The following is an 18,399-nucleotide window of genomic DNA, read 5'->3' as shown; positions in this document are numbered from 1 at the left end:
AATCAGTAGGGAGGGGATCACATGATCAATTGTAACTGGCGACCACTTCTATGGAGGCGTCTGCGCGGCCTGCCTGAACGGTGCCGGTGGTGCGAATATAGCGGGCGGCCATATTTATCAACTGCGTCGTGGTTTGACCGGTGTTGCCATAATTTGTGGTATTCAAAACTTTCGGTTGGTTAAATGTGACTTTATTGGTCGGATCGCCCGTCGTCGGCTGCACCGCCGCAGCGCCCCAGGCCAGTTGAATACCGTAGCCTTCGGCCCCTCCGGTTTTTAAGCCAATGATACTTCGGCTATTATCAATTATGGTTGTACGTGGGTAAACGGTGATAATTATTCCTGAGTTAGCTGTATTAGTTGTTCGGCTATATATGTTATTAGGGTTCGTGACGTCGGCACTATCAGCTTTTCCTGCGTTAGTCGTCGTGGTTTTTCCATATCCCCAGGCTTCCGGACAGTTGATCGTAAAAGCCACATCTTTCCACGGAGAAGAGCTGGGTATGTCCGAGGGACTAAACTTTCCAAGATTCACCGTCTGATTACTCAAGTTACAGGTGCCGGGGTACATATTAAGCCCACCGGTTACGGCAACCTCATTGGTTGTCCAACTATATGCCAGCAGGGAGGAGTCACCTCGATTAGGTAGTCCAGCCCCCCACGAATCACTAGCAGACGTTAGCTGTAATGCCTGGACAATCTTAATACCGCTAAATGCCAACATCCCACTACTGTTCAATTGTGTTGCGTCGAACACCCCAGGCATTTTCCATACCGTCACCATAGCCTTTACATATGAATTATAAGTGCCGTTCGATGTTGGAACATTCCAGTCATGTTTAAATAGAACACCATTTGAATAACTACCGATCGGACTGCCTCTTTGGTCATCCTGTTCATTAAATGAAATACCTAGGCCATCAATATTTGTAGGAAAAATATAGTTATTGCCATATTTAACAGGAGCCTTACCGCTGGTATTGTATGCGTAAAGCATCCAATTCAACCTAGTACTGGAACTTGCTTTACAGGTCGTATTTGATTTTCCAAAGAAAACAAAATTCACTTTATAAATTTCACGATAAGTCGACGTATCACCTGAAAGACCTGATGTGATTTTATCTTGTGTAGAGGTCGGCATAGCAAGTGAGGTTGGGTTCACCCCACCAGAACATGTTACCGTCGCTGCAAAAGAGAAATTGGTAGTAAATAAAAATAAAATTAAAACCCATTTATTCCCCATAATCATTATCCTGGAAACATTGTTTAGGGTTGTATCTTATTCCCCATATCACTCTGCCCCATGAATATTGTTTAGGCACGCTATTTTCAATCAAATCCTGCCGACTGTCAAAAAAACGGCCATAACCCTAAAAACCATTCACCACAATTATTATTAAATCTATAGGGCATGGATGGGATTTTTCACGTACAAAGCCCATTCTTTTTACCACTCTGATTTACTTGCATTATATTACGAAAGCATCAGCATACTGAAACCATCAGCAATACACATACATCACTCAACATTATACTTCGATATTCACAAATAAAATCATTAATCAACTTAATGAAATGATCTTAATCATTATTTAACAGCCATAAATATCTCACCCTCAGAAAGGCATCACTGATATATTATAAATGCGAGAAATAAAATACAAATAAAGCATTAATACAAACAACACCATGATCGCGAAAAACAACAGTGATATATATTTATTAATAGCATGTATTTAAAAATAACCATCAACAAAAGCGAAAAACAGAAGGCCGGTCGCCCGGCCATTCATGTCACTTGTAGTCAATAAAGTTGAGGATCGCTTCGTTGAACTCTTTCGGTGCCTGAATAAAGGCGAAGTGGCTGGTGTTCGGTAAGATGAGCAGCCCGGCGTTCGGAATGGTGTTGGCAATGTATTCCAGATGCTCGCGCACAATGGCCTCATCATGGTCACCATCGACAATCAGTACCGCCGTGTTGATCTTCTTCAGATCCTCATCGCTCCAGTTCGGCTGCGTCCCCCACATATGGCTAATCTGCTCAACAAAGGCATCGTACTGATCCGGCGTTTTGGACAGCTTGCGGTACTCATTGCCCGCCCGCTCAATATAGCTGGCAAAGACCGGATTCTTCTCGGTGTCAGGCTTTACGCCGCTGGTTTTGGTATTCGGGGCAAATGAGAAAATGCGGTTTACCCGCGTCGGGTGACGAATCGCCAGATCGATACCGATAATGCCGCCGTCGCTCCAGCCAACGATGTCTGCTTTGGCAATCTTAAGATGATCCAGTAAGGCCACCACGTCATCACTCATTAAATCGTAGCTGTAAGGGCGCGAATCCCGCGTGCTACGCCCATGGCCACGGCTGTCGACCACAATCACCTTATGATGTTGCGCCAGCGCAGCAACCTGCTGGCCCCAGTAATCGGAATTTGCCAGCCCACCGTGCAGCAAAACCACCGGCTCGCCTTCCCCGGCGGTGGCGTAATAGAGCTGAATGCCGTTAACGCTGGCATAGCCGGATTTTAACGCCGCCACGGGCGCGGGTGTCGCGGGTAATTTTTTCCACCGCTCGCCCCACGCAACGGGGGATTGAGGGGTCACCGCATATGCGCTGGCAACACTCAACGCGCCCACCACGCCGAGCAAGCCGGCAATGAGTAATGTGCTTTTTCTGTTCATGCGATCGCCCATGATGATAGTGATGTAAAGAAGACAGAAAAATAAATTATCAGTTTAAAAATACACCAGCAATACGCAGCTTAGAGTTAAAACTCAAACACTTATCTGAAATAGAGATAATGCAGAGAAGGCCCACATTCGCGTCGTCGCGAACGGACTGTGGGCGCGGATATTCCAGCGAAGAACTAGCTTAGCGGGGCCGAGTCGGCTTTTTTCAGCTCTGCATTACGCAGGCGCAGGGTCGCGGGCAAAACACGTTGCAGCTCGGTGGGTTCATTACCCTCAATCAACTGGGTAATAAGGTCAAAGCAGTCGTACGCCAGGCGCGGGATATTTTGTTCGACGGTATCAATGCTCAGCGAAAGCGAGTCATAGAGATAGTGATCGTCAAAGCTGGCAATCTGGATATCGCTTTCCAGTAAATGGTGCTGGCTCATATAACGCAGCACCCCTTCCAGCAGACCACATGCCGCAGTAAACAGCGCTTTCGGCGGGCGGCCAAGCTTCGCGCAGAGTGCGGCAAACATTTCATAGCCGCTGCTCGGATGGTAATTGCCGTGGATTATCCACTCCGGGCGCAGCGTCACGCCCGCTCTTTCCAGACCTTGCGTAAAGCCCGCCAGTCGGTCTTTGGTCGGTGAGAGGCGCGGCTGCCCGCCGAGGAAGTAGATTTCATCAGGATTGGCGCGGGCCAGACGTTCAACCAGATCGGCGGTAGGCGTCACCGCATCGGTGATGACCAGCGGCAGCGGCGTACTGTTCATGTAGCGGTCAAACAGCACTACGGGCAGTTGCTCGCTGAGTTTCAGGTAATCGGCGTCGTTGAGCATGCTGGAAGCGACAATCAACCCATCCACCTGGCGGGAGACCAGATTGTTAACGACCACGGACTCCTGACTGGCGTTTTCATCGGTACACGAGATGAGAAGCTGCAAACCGGCCTCACGGCACAGATTTTCCAGGGCATGAGAAAAAGTGGCAAACCCCTGGTTGGTTATCTCAGGAACCACCAGCCCCAGCGTGTGACTACGATCTTCGCGCAACAGCCGGGCATGGATGCTCGGCTGATAATGGTGCTGTTGAGCGAGGGAAAGCACACGTTGACGGGTTTCTTGCGCCACGCGTAACTCTTTACCTCGTCCATTGAGAACCAGGCTGGCGGTGGCTTTTGAGACGCCCGCCAGCGCAGCGATATCAGTGATGGTAACGCGTTTTGTTTTTCTCACGACAATACATCGGTTAATGAAACAAGCCGTTATTCTACCATGCAAGGGCGTAACGACCAGTATTGCACCCGCAGTTCTCCGCTTCCGCCAAAGGTTAATTGCGCAGGATGTGACGGGAAGTAGCGACTACTCATCACCCCAGCGCCCTCATTGATGAAGATTTCTACGCTGGAGTGGTCACAGAGGATCTGCAATGTGCTCGCCTCTGCCAGCCAGTAGCGCGAGAGCCACTCACCGTTTTCCAGGCTTGGGCGATCGAGACGCAGCTGGTTTTTATGCCAGTGCAAAATCAGCGTATCGCCGAAATTGAGCGTCACGTCGCCTTCACTCTCAATCACCAGTTCCAGACGCCTGGCGTCAATCACCGGGGCATTGTCTGCCCGTCCGGCAAAGTGGTGTTCGTCTTCACGCAGCGCCTGTAGCTCTCTGATTGGCTGTTGATACAGCGTCCCGTTGCGGGATGACAGTTCACGCACGCAGGTCATTTGGTGGATCCAGCCCTGCGCGACCGTGGGCTGGCGCATCTCTTCGCCATCCGGCACGCCCATCCAGCCCACCAACAGGCGTCGACCGTCGGCGCTTTGGGTGGTTTGCGGAGCGTAAAACTCAAACCCGGCGTCGAGTTCGTGCAGCGCACCGTGTTCGAATTTCGCTTGCTCAGCTGAGAAGGCGCCGCTCAGATAAGCGCTCGGGTGCGTGTTAAGGAAACGGTGTTCCTCACGGGCCACCCCTTGCGGGCAGCAAATCAGGAAGGTGTCCGCCCCCAACGTGAACAGGTCCGGGCACTCCCACATGTACCCTGCGTCGCCTAGCCCACCGAGGCCGCTTCCCGCCAGTTCGCCGAGCATCTGCCAGTGGTGCAAATCGTCCGAGCGCAACAGCAGCACCTTGCCCTGTAGGGCCAGATCCTGCGCCCCCAGCACCATGTACCACTGATTTTCGTGCTGCCAGACTTTCGGATCCCTGACATGCCCGGTGTATCCTTCCGGCAACGCTATCACCGGCCCCAGCTTGTCAAACCCCCCTTCGGCATTCTGCACCGCCAGGCACTGCCAGGCCGTGCGTCCGCCCTCGGCAAATTTCACGTTGCCGGTGTAGCACAGCGTCAGTTCACCCTGATTGTCGACCGCGCTGCCGGAGTAACAGCCGCTGCGGTCATAGTCATCAATGGGCATGAGGGCTAAGGGTTCATGCTGCCAGTGCAGCAAATCCGCAGAACTCCAGTGGCCCCAGCATTTGTGATTGTGCTGGCAGCCGAGCGGATTCCATTGATAGAACAGGTGGAACCGCCCCTGGAAATGGATAAAGCCGTTAGGATCATTCAACAGCCCGGTCACCGGAGCCAGATGCCAGGCCGGATAGTGACTGTCCCGCAGCGCTTTCGGTTGGCCCTTCAGCACTGACAGTAAAATTTCCGGTAACAGGGTCGTTGCAGTCATTATTCTGAGTCCGTTTTATATTTCAGCAGGTAAGAGATAACAAAGGCGACGGTAAAGGCAATCACCATCCCGATAGCATAATTTAGCAACGAGCTGGCCTGCACAATCGCCATGCCCGGAATACCCGTCAGGCCGACTGCGGTCATGTAGACATGTACCGACACCACCCAGGCACCGCCGACTGCCCCGCCGATAAGCGCAGCGATAAAGGGTTTTACAAACCGCAGGTTGATACCAAAAATGGCGGCTTCCGTAATACCGAGCACCGCAGAAAACGCCGAAGGCAGCGTGATAGCCTTAATTTTGGCATCTTTGGTTTTGAACCACACCGCCAGACAGGCACCGCCCTGCGCGACGTTAGCCATCGCCCAGATGGGCAGCAGGAAGTTCACGCCAATGGATGGATTACCCAATAACCCGGCTTCGATGGCGTGGAAACTGTGGTGCACGCCGGTGATAACAATCACCGAATACAGCCCGCCGAACAGCAGCCCTGCCAGCCAGCCGGCGTGGGTGATGAGGGTGCTGAGCACAAAGGAGATGCCGTCACCCAGCGCGCGGCCCGCCGGGCCGATGATCAGCATGGCGACAAAACCGGTAATAATGACCGTCAAAAATGGCGTCAGGATCAGATCCAGCGCGTCAGGAATGACCCGGCGCAGCTGTTTTTCGATGATGCTCATAAACCAGACGGCAAGCAGCACCGGGAAGACCGTGCCCTGATAGCCGATCATCGCTACGTCGAGGCCGAAAAAGTTCATGGTATGGAACCCGCCGGCCACGCCCCAGGCATTGGTCAACGCCGGGTGGGTCAGAATGCCGCCCAGCGTCGCCCCCAGGTAGGGGTTGCCGCCAAATTCCCGTGCCGCAGTAAAGCCAATCAGGATAGGCAGAATGATGAACGCCGCCGAGCTGAACATATCCAGCATGATATAGAGCGCATTTTCCGGGTTCACCCAGCCGTAGGTTTTCACCATCCCCAGCAGACCCATCAGCAACCCCGAGGCCACAATGGCCGGGATGATAGGCACGAAGATGTTGGACAACAAACGGGCCACGCGCTGGAAAGGATTCAGTTTACGCGCGGCGATGGCAGCCGCTTCCGATTTGCTGGTTTCACCAATGCCCGCTTCCTTGATAAACGCGGCATAGACTTTGTTCACCACCCCAGTACCAAATATCACCTGCAGTTGCCCGGCGTTACGAAAACAGCCTTTCACGCCATCAATTTTGCCGATTGCCGTGGTGTCTGCTTTGGCGTCTTCCGCCAGCACCAGGCGCAGGCGGGTGGCGCAGTGCGCCGCACTGACAATATTGTCCTTGCCGCCCAGCAGCGGTAACAGCGACCGGGAAATCTGTTCGAAATCCATATAAACCTCTGTTTTATATAAATTTATAATAATTAGCGCGTAAAGAAGCCCCGTAACGGGGCTTGCTTATCAGAACCAGGTTTCCATCTGCACGCCGAAGGTCCATTCGCCGCCAGACTTAAAGCCAGTGCTGCCCAGTGCATCATCGCTGGCATAGTTGTCGAGCTTGTGATCCCAGTCCATCCAGGAGGCAAAGAGACGCAGTTCAGGACGTTTCAGGAACTCGCCGACATCGCCCGCTTTCAGCGTTGGCGCCACGGTGAGTTTGTAGAAGCTGCCGTTTACCGCGTTGCGGCTGTTGTAGCCCTCAGGTTTGAGATCCATATACTGATAGCTGCCCTCATACTGCATCTCGAAATTCTGCGTCAGTTCCTGAATCACACGCAGGTTAGCCGTTGCCCACTCATAGCTGTCGCCTTTGACGTACCGGTCCTTGCTGCTCTGGGCCAGCACCGCTGGCGCAATATGCCAGCCTCCGCCCAACGGCGTCATGCCGTAGGTCGCCAGGCGCCAGGTGTCCGCCTGCGGCAGCAGTGCGCCATCAGACCCTACCGATTTCACCTCAGCACCAAGGCCATGACCATACAGCAGCGCCGTTTTCGACGAGCCGTCACGCAGGCCGTAGAAGCTCTCATTGTGCAGTCCTAACAGCGCATGAACACCGGTGTTAGCGGCATCGCTTTTCACTTTATTGCCGTCAATGTCGAGACGATCATCGTTGTCTTTCGCCCGCATGCCGCTGACCATCGCCTGCACAGGGCCAAAATAGTTGTTCAGCGTCAGGATGTAGTTCTGGGCGTTGTTTTCACTGTTTTCGATGTCGCCAAAGGTACGGCCATAGAGAGAGAAGTTACTACGCGCGTTATCGCTCCACTTCATGTCATAGATGCCTGCGCCGGTCCCGGCGAGGAAAATCACGTCCGAGTCTATCCAGTGAATATCAAAGTTATCGCGGTCAAAACGCTTGCCGGCCCAGACCGTGGAATCCTTGAACGCGCCCGTGAAGGTCGGCAGATGACCCAGTTCGGTAAATGCCTGACGCAGGTTGAGATCGCTGCTGGATGCCGTCCAGTCGTTGTAGCTGCGCTGCCCGTCGGCCAGCATCACCTTAAAGCGGGTCGTGGCCCCACTGGCGAGCGTCTGCTTATGCTCAAGATTCAGCTCGACGTAGGTATCCGGCTCGTTGCCCAGACGCCCTACGTGCCCACCGCTCTCTCCCGCTGGCGTCATCCCTGGCCCGCCCTGCGTTTTGGCCGCAGAATCGTTCATCAGCAGGCCCGAACGGGCATACCCGTGAAATTCAAACCCGCCTTCCTGAGTGGATTTCTGTTCCAGTTGGGTGGTGCGCTGTGCCACTTCCGCCGTCGTGATTTGTGTTTTCTGCTGTTCAGTCGCCAGATTTTTTGCCTGTAACTCGGCAGCCTGCGCCCTTTTCTCAGCGTTAGTGGCCCGTTGTTCCGCCGCCTGCAAACGTTGCTCAAGTGCCGCCAGACGCGCCTCGATGCTGCTTGTTCCCGCGCCTGCCGCCAGGGCAGACCCCGATCCCATTAATAAACCCAGGGTGATAGCGAGCGTACTTTTTCTCATTATTTTTGCGTCCCTATGAAAGAGGTAAGAGTGCTGAACATTTTGCTAAACCGGTTTAGGTGCGAATCATAATCAAGAGTAATTTCAGGGCGCAAACAAAAAAGCTAAACCGGTTTAGTGAATGTGAAGCGGGTCGCAAATCAGGTGTGAAATCAGCGCGTCAGCGTCATCAGTGCCCCCAGACGAGGCAGTGCGGTCATCGCCCCTTTCGCCGTGGTCGCCAGGGCCCCGCACCGCTGCGCATACTGCAGGCTGGATGCCAGCTCGGGTTCACTCTGGGGTAAGCCCGTTTGCGCCAGTCGCCACAGCAGCCCGGCAACAAAAGCGTCACCCGCCCCGGTTGTGTCCACGCTGGCCACGGGCTCGCTGGGGTAATGAAAAATATCGCCCTGGAACAACGCCAGCACGCCGGCTTTGCCCTGAGTGACCAGTAACAGCTTGATGGCGAAACGCTTGACCAGCGTTTTCATGCCGGTGCGCAGATCAGTGGATGCCGTCATAAAGGCCAGCTCCTCTTCCGACAGCTTCACGACATCGGCCAGCTCAAAGGCGTAGGCCAGGCAACGGTGTAAAACCTGCGGATCCTGCCACAGATCGGCGCGAATATTGGGGTCGAAACTGACGAAGCCCCCCGCCTCCTTCATACGCTGCATGGCCAGTAATGCCGTAGAGCGTGAAGGTTCAGCCGAAAGCGCAATGGAACAGCTATGCAGCCATTCGCCCTGTTGAAAGTCAGGCAAATCATCGGCCTGTAAGAAAAGATCGGCACTGGGGCGCACCATGAAGGTGAAGGAGCGTTCGCCTTCGTCATCAAGGTCGACGACCACCGTGGAGGTGCGTTGCGCCTCGTCAAAGGTCATAAAATGGGTATTCACTTTTTCCTGACACAGTGTGGCGTGCATAAATTTGCCAAACGGATCCTGGCCCACCCGGCCAATAAACCCGCTTTTTCCCTCCAGTCGTGCAATACCCACGGCGACATTGGCCGGGGCGCCGCCTGCGCACTGCATTAAGCGACCATCACTCTCAGGCAATAGATCAACAACGGCATCACCCAGACACCAGACGTGAGCGGACATGATTTTCTCCCAATAGAATGTATGGCTAAAATCTAATTAAACCGGTTTAGCAAATCAATCTATTCCGACATCCATTTCATGATGACGTGCGCGGAATCACCAGAATGGCGTTTCCCGACGGTGGTTTTGTGGCGTTGGCTTTTTGGGCGGTTTAGCCTTCATCAAGGTTAAATCCATCAATTCCAGTGCCTCGCGAAATCACATCCTGATATTCTCTTTTGTCAGTGCCACACACGTTTTCAACCACATTGTGTTAAACATCAGGAGTGAACATGAGCCAACCGTTACATGCCGAGCCGCTGGTCTGGGGTCACGGCCCACGCACTTTCGACGTTTTTCTGGAACCCACCTGCCCGTTCTCGGTGCGCGCCTTTAACAAGCTGGATGCGCTGTTAAAAGAGGTGGGCGAAGATAAGGTGACGGTAAAAATTCGCCTGCAATCGCAACCCTGGCATCTGTTCTCCGGCGTGATCGTGCGCTGCATTCTTGCCGCCTCCACGCTCACCAACGGGCGCGATGCCGCACATAAAGTGATGCAGGCAGTTGCTGACCATCGCGAAGAGTTTGAGTTTACCGACCACTGCAGCGGCCCGAACATGGATACCACACCGCAGCAGATTATCGAGCGCATTGAAAATTACAGCGGCGTGCGGCTGGCTGAGGCTTTTGCGCGCCCGGAGCTGCAGGCCGAAATCAAATGGCACTGCAAATATGCCCGCCAGAATGGTATTCATGTCTCCCCAACCTTTATGGTCAATGGCCTGGTGCAGGCGGACCTCGGCAGCGGCGATGACATCAGCGCCTGGGCTGCGCGCATCCTGGCCTGATACACCGGTTTGCCTAACGGGCGGGGCCTCAACACCCTGCCTGACGACTGCTACACTGCTTCAACACCTTAACGAAAAGGCAGGTCAACATGTCAGACACAAACTACCAGCCACCCAAAGTCTGGGCGTGGGATAAGTCCGGCGGCGGCGCGTTTGCCAATATCAACCGCCCGATCTCCGGCGCAACGCATGAGAAAGCATTACCCGTGGGTAAGCACCCGCTTCAGCTCTATTCTCTGGGTACACCGAACGGGCAGAAAGTGACGATTTTGCTGGAAGAATTACTGGCGAAAGGCGTGAAAGAGGCGGAGTACGACGCCTGGTTAATTCGCATTGGCGAAGGCGATCAGTTCTCCAGCGGCTTCGTGGATGTGAACCCGAACTCAAAAATTCCGGCGCTGCGTGACCACTCGACCACCCCGCCGACCCGCGTGTTTGAGTCCGGTGCGATTCTGCTGTATCTCGCAGAAAAATTTGGTCACTTCCTGCCAAACGATCTCGCTGCACGCACCGAAACGCTGAACTGGCTGTTCTGGCTGCAGGGCTCCGCACCGTTCCTCGGCGGCGGTTTTGGCCACTTTTACCATTACGCCCCGGTGAAAATTGAGTACGCCATCAACCGCTTCACCATGGAAGCCAAGCGTCAACTGGATGTGCTTGATAAGCAACTGGCAGAGCATCGCTATGTGGCAGGTGATGAGTATACCATTGCCGATATGGCAATCTGGCCGTGGTACGGCAACGTGGTATTGGGCAACGTTTACGATGCGGATACGTTCCTGGAAGCCAGCGGCTACACCCACGTGCTGCGCTGGGCAAAAGAGGTGGCGGCGCGTCCTGCGGTGAAGCGTGGGCGCATGGTCAACCGCACCTTCGGTGAGCCGAGCGAACAGTTGCATGAGCGCCACGACGCCAGCGACTTCGACACAAACACCGAAGACAAACGCAACAGGTAATCCGTATCACCCGGGCGGATTTGCGCCCGGGGCTTTCCTTCTCATCCCTCGCTTTGACTGTTTTTTTCACACCATATTTACATCCCCGAAATAACTGGTAAGAATGCCTTAAAACCCCTCATCATCACGCCAAATGTCTGAAAACGCGCTGAAACAGCAGATTTTGAATTTGAAAAGACATAACGCACGACTGGTGCGGATAGCGCGTGACGCCCGCAGTAAACTCAGTGCGGCGCTGGATGGGACCGGACTGTGTTTATGGCAGCTTGATATCCCGAGCGGAAAACTGATTATCTTCAATCGCCGCTGGGGATCGATGCTGGGTTATCAGCCCAAAGAGCTCAGTGCACGTTTTGAGGTCTGGCGCGAACACCTACACCCGGACGATCGTGAACGCGTGCTTGACGCCTTCTATGGCCATATCGAGGGCAAAACCCCCTTCTATGAAGCGCTGCACCGCATGCAGCATAAGAATGGTAGCGTGACCTGGGTACTGGACAGGGGGCGAGTCAGTCAGTGGGATGAAAACGGTAAGCCGTTAAAAGTGACCGGCACCCATATCGACATGACCAAAGAGAAGCAGTACGAAGAACAACTTGCCGCGCTGGCGAATCATGACCCGTTAACCGGGCTTGCCAACCGTCATGCCCTGCTCAAACATTTTGATGAGCTGAAACAGGCCGGGCCGCTGTGCATCGCCTTTATCGATCTGGATGATTTTAAGGTGGTGAACGATACGCTGGGCCATCGTAGCGGTGATGAATTACTGATTCAACTGAGTCTGCGCCTGCGTGAAGCCTGCCCGGAAGGCACCGTCGTCGGGCGTCTCGGCGGGGATGAGTTTGTATTATTGCTCCCTTTTGCGGTCAACAGTCAGCGCATTGAAAGCGCAGCCCATGGCTGTTTGCACGCCGCGCTGATGCCCTTTGAGCTTGACAATGGCGATGCCAGAGTCGGCGCCTCGATTGGCATTGATGAAGTCCATCCACGCGATGATTTTGTTAACGCCCTCAAACGTGCCGATGTGGCGATGTACCAGATAAAACACACGGGCAAGAACGGCGCGGCCGTTGGGCAAAGCGTCCTTACGGTTCCCCCCAAAGAGGCGCAAGTACCATGAAAACCGCTCGCCAGCAGGCCCTTTTGCAGCTTCTCACTGAACATGAAACGCTGACGACGGAAGCGCTGGCGGGGCGGCTTGGCGTGAGCGTTGAGACCATCCGCCGGGATCTGAAGTCTCTGCAAACCCAGGGCAAGATCATACGCCGACACGGGCGGGCACGGCGGCTGCACAATGTGCAATCCGATAGCGCAGAGCCCTTTTATAGCCGCCTGAAAAGCCATTATGCCGATAAAGTCGACATTGCTCGCCACGCACTGAACTGGATTGAATCCGGGATGACGCTGGCGCTGGACGCCAGTTCGACCTGTTTTCACCTGGCAAAACAGCTACCGGACATTCCCCTGACGGTGTTTACCAATAGCGTGCCGGTCTGCCAGGCGATGGCCCGTCGTCAAAATATCAACCTGATCTGTTCGGGTGGGCAACTGGATCGTACGTCCCGTTGCTATGTGAACGCCGCCCTACCCAGTATGCTCAAATCGCTGGAGATTGACCTGTTTATCTTTTCTTGCGAAGGGGTTGATGGAACGGGCGAAATGTGGGATTCGACCCACAATAACGCCCGCTTCAAAGCGCAGTTGCTGAGAAGAGCCCAGCAGTCACTGCTGTTGATCGATAAAAGTAAATTTTACCGCGCCGGCGAGGCCAAAATTGGCAATCTCTCGCTGGTCACTCAGATGGTGACCGATGCAAAGCCCGACGCCGCTCAGCGCTGAGATTCGCTGACCTCGATATCCAAATCTGCCAGCGCAGCCAGCGTGGCGTGAGCTTCTTGTTCGTCAATCACGCTCATCGCAAACCCGACATGAACCAGCACCCACTGCCCCAGCAACGTCGCGGGTTCGCCTTCGCAAATCAGCATAATATTAACCTCGCGCCGCACGCCGCAGACATCCACCTGCGCCAGATGATGGATACTCTCGCCCACGCTAACGATCTGGCCGGGCACACCAATACACATAACTACTCCTGCTGGATTTCGATGCTTTTGATTTGCATCTCGTTGTTCATTTCCCGCTGTAGCGACGGGCTCTGGCAGTGTGGGCAGAGGCTCTCTTCTTTCAGTTCCACAGATTGATTACACCCCCAGCACCACGCGGATGACGGGCGAACGGCTAAGTGTAACTGGCAACCTTCTGCTCGCGTCCCCTGACAGGCTATTTCAAAACTGAATTGCAGGGCGCTCTCCTCTACGCAGGCCTGCGCGCCGAGCTCCAGCCAGACACCGGTGACACGTTTAGCGTCGTGTGCCCGTGCCTGCTGTTCGAGGATCTCAACCAAATTCTGACATAGCGAGAGTTCATGCATGTTCCGCACCTTGCAGACGCGCAAACAGGGCGCGACGGCCGATCTGGGGGTCACGTACCGGCAGGGAAAGCGCCATACGCAGGCAATCCTGCGCCAGACGCGTTCCCTGTTCAACCGTCAACGCCGGTGCCAGCGGCGACATCAGCGAGCAGGCGCAATATTGCGACACCTCCTCCAGTTCGCCGACGGTAAACATGACCTCGCCACAGGGCAGCGACAGGCCAATCTTCTCCCCGACTGCACGTTGCGGCCACACCTGGCGGGGGCCAGGAAAAAGAGTGAGGCTCAGCATCCATGGCGTCAGCACACAGCCCGCCCACTGCTCTTCAAACAACGAAAACGGTGGAACAAACACCGGCATCGCCGGGTTCAGAAAGGGCATATTCTGCATATGCGCCTGGGCAATATTTTCAAATGCCGCCTGCACCAGCGCATGCGGCGAGCGGTCAAAACCCATCACCTCATGCATGTGTGGCCTCCCGGGGGGTGACGGTAACGCCCGCATCCTGTAACGCCGCGATCACCGCCTGTAACGCAGGCGCCATGCTTGCCTGGACTATCGGCGTCAGGCCGATACGCGGTTCCAGCGACTGCGGAATCACCCCCACCAGCGTGATGCTGCCGGGGAACTCGCCGGTGAAACGCAGAGCGGATAACACATCAGAAAGCCCCAGTTGATGGGGCGAAATTTTATTGTTGAACAAGGCCGGAACCTCATCGTCACGCAGAATAATCAGCGTACCCGGTTCACTTTTGCGCGAGACCACGGCGTCGGCAATGATCAGATACGAGCGGTTAGCCATGGCGTCCAGCAACTCCATGCCCGCCGTGCCGCCGTCCAGCACCTCTACGTTCTCCGGCAGACGGTACCGCTGCTCAAGGGCTTCGATAACCCGCACACCAATGCCTTCATCACTCAGTAAAATGTTACCGACGCCCAATACCAGTATGCTCATCACAACACCTTCACCGAGACCACATCGTTGCCATCCACATCGACCACATGCACCGCACATGACATGCAGGGATCGAAGGAGTGAATGGTGCGCACCACTTCCAGCGGTTTTTGTGGGTCCGCGACCGGTGTGCCCACCAGCGACTGCTCGTAAGGCCCCATTTCGTCATGGGCGTTACGTGGCCCGGCGTTCCAGGTCGACGGCACCACCGCCTGGTAGTTGCCAATGTTGCCGTCCTTAATCACCATCCAGTGCGACAGCATGCCACGGGGGGCTTCCAGGAAGCCTACCCCTTTGAACTCACCTGTAGCCGGGATATCCGGTTTCACGAATGTCTCATGGTCGCCCTTGCCGATGTTGGCAATCAGCGCGCTGTATTGATGCTGGAGAATATGTTGTAACTCGCAGGCGTGAACGGTGCGCCCGATAATACGCCCCAGCGTGGAGTGGAGTTGCGCCACGCTTATCGTGTTGCCAGTGAGCTTTTTGTAAATGGCGATAATTTCGTTGAGCTTCGCCCAGGTCGGTTCGCGCTTCGCCGCCAGCTTGTTAAGCAGGTTCGCCAGCGGCCCCACTTCCACCGTTTTGGCATAGAAGGTCGGGGACTTCACCCAGCTGTATTTTCCCTCATCCTGCCAGCCGGTGTAATCCGGTATCGTTGTCCCTTCCCACGGTGCCTGCGGGGCTTCATCTTTGTACCAGGCGTGCTTCGCGCTCTCCTGAATCCCTTTGATCAGATACTCGTCATGATGCGAGGTTATCTCGCGCCAGGTCGAGAGGTCGCCGTCAGCAATGTAGCCACCAGGAAAGAGAAAACTGCCGTTCTGCGCGTCGGTGGGGAACTCTGGTGCGCTGAGGTAGTTCACCGCGCCTTTGCCCTGACTCAACCATTCCGGGTAAAAGGCCGCAATCACCGCGGTATCGACCTTATAAACCTGCTCAACAAAGTCCGCCAGGCGGTCAATAAAGGTTTTGATGTACATCAGACGTTCAAGATTGAGCACGCCCAGACCGTCGAGATTAATCGGGTTCGCCACCCCGCCGACCGCCAGGTTCTGAATGTGCGGCGTTTTTCCGCCCAACAAGGCGACCACGCGGTTGGCGTCCCGCTGACACTCCAGCGCCTGCAGGTAGTGGGCTACCGCAATCAGGTTAATCTCCGGCGGCAGTTTCATCGCCGGATGTCCCCAGTAGCCATTGGCAAAAATCCCCAGCTGACCACTCGCCACCAGCGCTTTGATCTTTTGCTGCACTTTGCTGAGTTCTTCAGCGCTATTCAGCGACCAGGTCGAAATCCCTTTGAGCAGCGCTGAGGCTTTTTCGGGGTCGGCCTGCAGTGCCGCGGTGATGTCCACCCAGTCGAGCGCGGAGAGTTGGTAAAAATGTACGATATGGTCGTGAGTGGTATGGGCCGCCAGAATGATGTTGCGAATGTACTGCGCATTGAGCGGAACCTTCATGTTCAATGCGCTTTCCGCCGCCCGCACGGATGCAATGGCATGGGTGGTGGTACAGACGCCGCAAATGCGTTGCACAATCATCCACGCATCGCGCGGGTCGCGCCCCTTCACAATCTCTTCCATTCCGCGCCACATGGTGCCCGATGCCCAGGCCCGGGAAACCACGCCGTTTTCAATTTCGCAATCTATGCGTAAATGACCCTCAATACGGGTCACCGGATCGATGGTGATACGTTGACTCATGCTTTGCTCGCCTCATGGCTTTGTTGTTGTTTTAAAGGAGAAATAATGGGAAGCAGGCGGATGAGCAGGATGTAGGCGCAAATCTCTATCGCCACAAAGCCGATGGAAATCAGCAGCTCCTCCGCCGTCGGGAAGTAGTGGTAGCCGTCGCCCGGATTGAAGGCCAGCAGCGAGTAAGACAAACGCCATAGCGCGCATCCCAGCAGCATGCTGACCGCCCCGGTAAACAGGAACCGCGCATCGGAGCGCATTCGCGCCACGCGGAACACCACTAGCGGGAAGACCAGCAGCAGAACCTCTGCCCAGAAGGTCAGGCTGTAACGGTCTCCGGCAAAAGCCAGCGCCAGCTTGTCGCGCCAGAGGAGTTCACCAAAGCGCGCGACCAGGAACAGCGCCAGCAGCACGCTCAGCGTGTGGGTGAGTTTCCTGAATAAGTGCCCCTCATCCGGCCCGTTGCCTTTCAGCCCAGCCTGCAACAGCGATCCTTCGAAAATCAGAATGGAGAAGCCCATCATAAAAGCGGTGAGCAGCGAGAAGAGCGGCAACATCTCATAGCTTTGCCAGAGCGGGTGCACTTTGTGCCCGGCGGCAATCATCAACGAGCCCATCGACGACTGGTGCATCGTCGGCAAAAGTGCGCCGAGGGCGATGATAAAAAACATCACTTTGTTGAGCCGCTTAAGCGAGACCTTCCAGCCCAGGCGCTCAAGCAGCGCAGGGGCAAATTCCAGCGCCATCACGCCGATGTAAATGGTCATGCAGACCGCCGTTTCAAACAGCACCGAGTTAACGTTAAAGTGCCCCGGAATGTAGAAGTACGGCAGGTTCCAGTAACGCCCAACGTCGACGGTAATCGACAGCCCCCCCAGCGAATAGCCGAACAGACTGGCGAGCAGCGCAGGACGCACCAGCGGGTGATATTCCCCGCGATTAAAGGCATAGACCATCCATGCCAGCGCCCAGCCGCCGCAGGCAAAACCGGTACCGATGAGCAGATCGAAGGCTATCCAGATCCCCCACGGATAGCCGCCGTTAAGGGCAGAAACTGACCCCAGACCAAAGACCAGACGTTTTACGATCAACAACCCGCACAGAACAATCAGTGGCCCAAAGATATAAATCGTTTTACTGAGTAACTTCCCGCCAACTGGCTGCGGATCATGATGCATCATCATCCCCTCCCTTATGGTCATCACTGCGGGTATGGCGATACACCAGCGCGCTCAGCCCTGCAAGCACCGCCAGCGGCAGCATCATCCCTTTATAAACCGTGTGCTGAATGTTTTCAGAACGTGCGCCGGTGGAGATGTCGTCCAGCTCCGGCAGACCGAGGCAGGTATAAGGCACGCCCGTCAGCACCAGCACCTGGGTGCCACCGCCTTCATGTTCGCCGTAAAGATGGGGATGATATTTGGGGACCTCGCGGACATTCAGGTCACGCGCGTCAAAAGTCTGGCGCGGGTAGCCGTACTCACTGCCAGGCGTCAGTGCCAGGCGCTTTTTCGCCTCTGCTATCAACGCTTCACGGGTACCATAGATTACCGCCCCGGTTGGGCAGACTTCCACGCAGCCGGGCAAGCCGCCTTTGTCCAGCCGTTCGACACCTTTCTGATTACACAGCTCGCATTTATGCAGGGCACCGAAGGGGTTGTCATAATCGTATTTCGGTACGTTATACGGGCAGGCCACCATGCAGTAACGACAGCCGGTGCAGACGTCAGGGTTGTAATGCACGATGCCGGTTTTGGCGTCTTTTTGCAGCGCGGATACCGGGCAGACGGAGACGCAGTTGGGATCCACGCAGTGCATACACTGCTTTTTGATGTATGCGTAGCCATCGGTGGGCTGATCTTTGTGCCGGGCGTTACCGCTGCGCCAGACCTGTATCACGTTGTTGGTATAAGGCGTGAGTTTGCTGTTGTTCGACCAGGTCTGCTCACCCTGTGGATTACGCGCCGGAAAGTTAATATCCTGGCAGCGGGTCACACAGGCCTGGCAGCCGACACAGAGCGTGGAGTCGTACAGCATGCCCACCGCACCTGGGATAGGTGGGCGGTTATGAACAGCGGCGAAAGCGGGAGTCGCGCCCCCAACCAGCAGCGCCCCGCCGGACGCCACCTTGAGAAAGTTACGTCTGTTCACC

General features: G+C 55.1%; 18 protein-coding genes. 4 read left to right on the top strand and 14 right to left on the bottom strand.

The annotated features are described in order from the left end of the window. Window positions 1-25: 25 nt before the first annotated feature. From ACUY4Q_RS03925 to cscK, 7 genes are all read right to left on the bottom strand, one after another. Entirely contained in the window at window positions 26-1,243 is a 1,218-nt protein-coding gene (locus ACUY4Q_RS03925; RefSeq protein WP_458045783.1) for a fimbrial protein, read from the bottom strand. A 551-nt stretch (window positions 1,244-1,794) separates the two neighbouring features. Beyond that, complete coding sequence (locus tag ACUY4Q_RS03920) at window positions 1,795-2,682, bottom strand: alpha/beta fold hydrolase (RefSeq protein ID WP_458045782.1); 888 nt, start codon at window positions 2,680-2,682, stop codon at window positions 1,795-1,797. Window positions 2,683-2,867: 185 nt separating this feature from the next. Continuing rightward, window positions 2,868-3,908, bottom strand: coding sequence for a substrate-binding domain-containing protein (locus ACUY4Q_RS03915; RefSeq protein ID WP_458045781.1), 1,041 nt, complete (start codon window positions 3,906-3,908; stop codon window positions 2,868-2,870). Between the two features lie 29 nt (window positions 3,909-3,937). Continuing rightward, on the bottom strand, window positions 3,938-5,347 hold the full coding sequence (locus ACUY4Q_RS03910) for a sucrose-6-phosphate hydrolase (RefSeq protein WP_458045780.1): 1,410 nt from the start codon (window positions 5,345-5,347) through the stop codon (window positions 3,938-3,940). Next, a complete protein-coding gene (locus ACUY4Q_RS03905) occupies window positions 5,347-6,717 on the bottom strand; it encodes a sucrose-specific PTS transporter subunit IIBC (RefSeq protein ID WP_458045779.1) in 1,371 nt (456 codons plus the stop codon). The genes ACUY4Q_RS03910 and ACUY4Q_RS03905 overlap by 1 nt, the downstream gene beginning before the upstream one ends. A gap of 69 nt (window positions 6,718-6,786) precedes the next feature. Next, window positions 6,787-8,304: a carbohydrate porin gene (locus tag ACUY4Q_RS03900; protein WP_458045778.1), complete on the bottom strand. Its 1,518-nt coding sequence runs from the start codon at window positions 8,302-8,304 to the stop codon at window positions 6,787-6,789. 152 nt (window positions 8,305-8,456) lie between these two features. Beyond that, window positions 8,457-9,383 carry a fructokinase gene (gene cscK / locus ACUY4Q_RS03895; protein WP_458045777.1) on the bottom strand — a complete coding sequence of 309 codons (927 nt, stop codon included), beginning with the start codon at window positions 9,381-9,383 and terminating at the stop codon, window positions 8,457-8,459. Window positions 9,384-9,655: 272 nt separating this feature from the next. Here cscK and ACUY4Q_RS03890 point away from each other — a divergent pair, with 272 nt between their 5' ends. From ACUY4Q_RS03890 to fucR, 4 genes are all read left to right on the top strand, one after another. Next, a complete protein-coding gene (locus tag ACUY4Q_RS03890) occupies window positions 9,656-10,210 on the top strand; it encodes a DsbA family protein (RefSeq protein ID WP_458045776.1) in 555 nt (184 codons plus the stop codon). Window positions 10,211-10,299: 89 nt separating this feature from the next. After that, a complete protein-coding gene (yghU, locus tag ACUY4Q_RS03885) occupies window positions 10,300-11,166 on the top strand; it encodes a glutathione-dependent disulfide-bond oxidoreductase (RefSeq protein WP_458045775.1) in 867 nt (288 codons plus the stop codon). 133 nt (window positions 11,167-11,299) lie between these two features. Further along, window positions 11,300-12,286 (top strand): diguanylate cyclase domain-containing protein, encoded by a 987-nt coding sequence (locus ACUY4Q_RS03880; RefSeq protein WP_458045774.1) that lies wholly within the window; start codon window positions 11,300-11,302, stop codon window positions 12,284-12,286. Beyond that, window positions 12,283-13,005, top strand: a complete 723-nt coding sequence (gene fucR, locus ACUY4Q_RS03875; protein ID WP_458045773.1) for an L-fucose operon activator — start codon at window positions 12,283-12,285, stop codon at window positions 13,003-13,005. The genes ACUY4Q_RS03880 and fucR overlap by 4 nt, the downstream gene beginning before the upstream one ends. On the opposite strand, the gene hybG is transcribed toward fucR, so the two are convergent. Genes hybG through hybA form a run of 7 tightly spaced genes read right to left on the bottom strand, consistent with a single transcriptional unit; the run spans window position 12,996 to window position 18,398 of the window. Continuing rightward, complete coding sequence (hybG, locus tag ACUY4Q_RS03870; RefSeq protein ID WP_458045772.1) at window positions 12,996-13,250, bottom strand: hydrogenase maturation factor HybG; 255 nt, start codon at window positions 13,248-13,250, stop codon at window positions 12,996-12,998. The genes fucR and hybG overlap by 10 nt on opposite strands. A 2-nt stretch (window positions 13,251-13,252) precedes the next feature. After that, the gene (gene hypA, locus ACUY4Q_RS03865) at window positions 13,253-13,597 is read right to left on the bottom strand and encodes a hydrogenase maturation nickel metallochaperone HypA (RefSeq protein ID WP_458045771.1); all 345 of its coding nucleotides are present in this window, start codon (window positions 13,595-13,597) and stop codon (window positions 13,253-13,255) included. Further along, window positions 13,590-14,066 carry a hydrogenase-2 assembly chaperone gene (gene hybE / locus ACUY4Q_RS03860; RefSeq protein ID WP_458045770.1) on the bottom strand — a complete coding sequence of 159 codons (477 nt, stop codon included), beginning with the start codon at window positions 14,064-14,066 and terminating at the stop codon, window positions 13,590-13,592. The genes hypA and hybE overlap by 8 nt, the downstream gene beginning before the upstream one ends. After that, complete coding sequence (locus tag ACUY4Q_RS03855; RefSeq protein ID WP_458045769.1) at window positions 14,059-14,553, bottom strand: HyaD/HybD family hydrogenase maturation endopeptidase; 495 nt, start codon at window positions 14,551-14,553, stop codon at window positions 14,059-14,061. The genes hybE and ACUY4Q_RS03855 overlap by 8 nt, the downstream gene beginning before the upstream one ends. Beyond that, window positions 14,553-16,256 carry a hydrogenase 2 large subunit gene (gene hybC, locus ACUY4Q_RS03850; RefSeq protein WP_458045768.1) on the bottom strand — a complete coding sequence of 568 codons (1,704 nt, stop codon included), beginning with the start codon at window positions 16,254-16,256 and terminating at the stop codon, window positions 14,553-14,555. Before hybC ends, ACUY4Q_RS03855 begins: the two co-directional genes overlap by 1 nt. Further along, the gene (gene hybB / locus ACUY4Q_RS03845) at window positions 16,253-17,425 is read right to left on the bottom strand and encodes a Ni/Fe-hydrogenase cytochrome b subunit (RefSeq protein ID WP_458047256.1); all 1,173 of its coding nucleotides are present in this window, start codon (window positions 17,423-17,425) and stop codon (window positions 16,253-16,255) included. Before hybB ends, hybC begins: the two co-directional genes overlap by 4 nt. Next, window positions 17,415-18,398, bottom strand: a complete 984-nt coding sequence (gene hybA, locus ACUY4Q_RS03840) for a hydrogenase 2 operon protein HybA (protein ID WP_458045767.1) — start codon at window positions 18,396-18,398, stop codon at window positions 17,415-17,417. Before hybA ends, hybB begins: the two co-directional genes overlap by 11 nt. Window position 18,399: the final 1 nt, after the last annotated feature.

The organism is Phytobacter cepae (assembly GCF_054165735.1).
The sequence above is the reverse complement of the archived record's forward strand: the minus strand, read 5'-3'. Positions and strand labels throughout refer to the sequence as shown.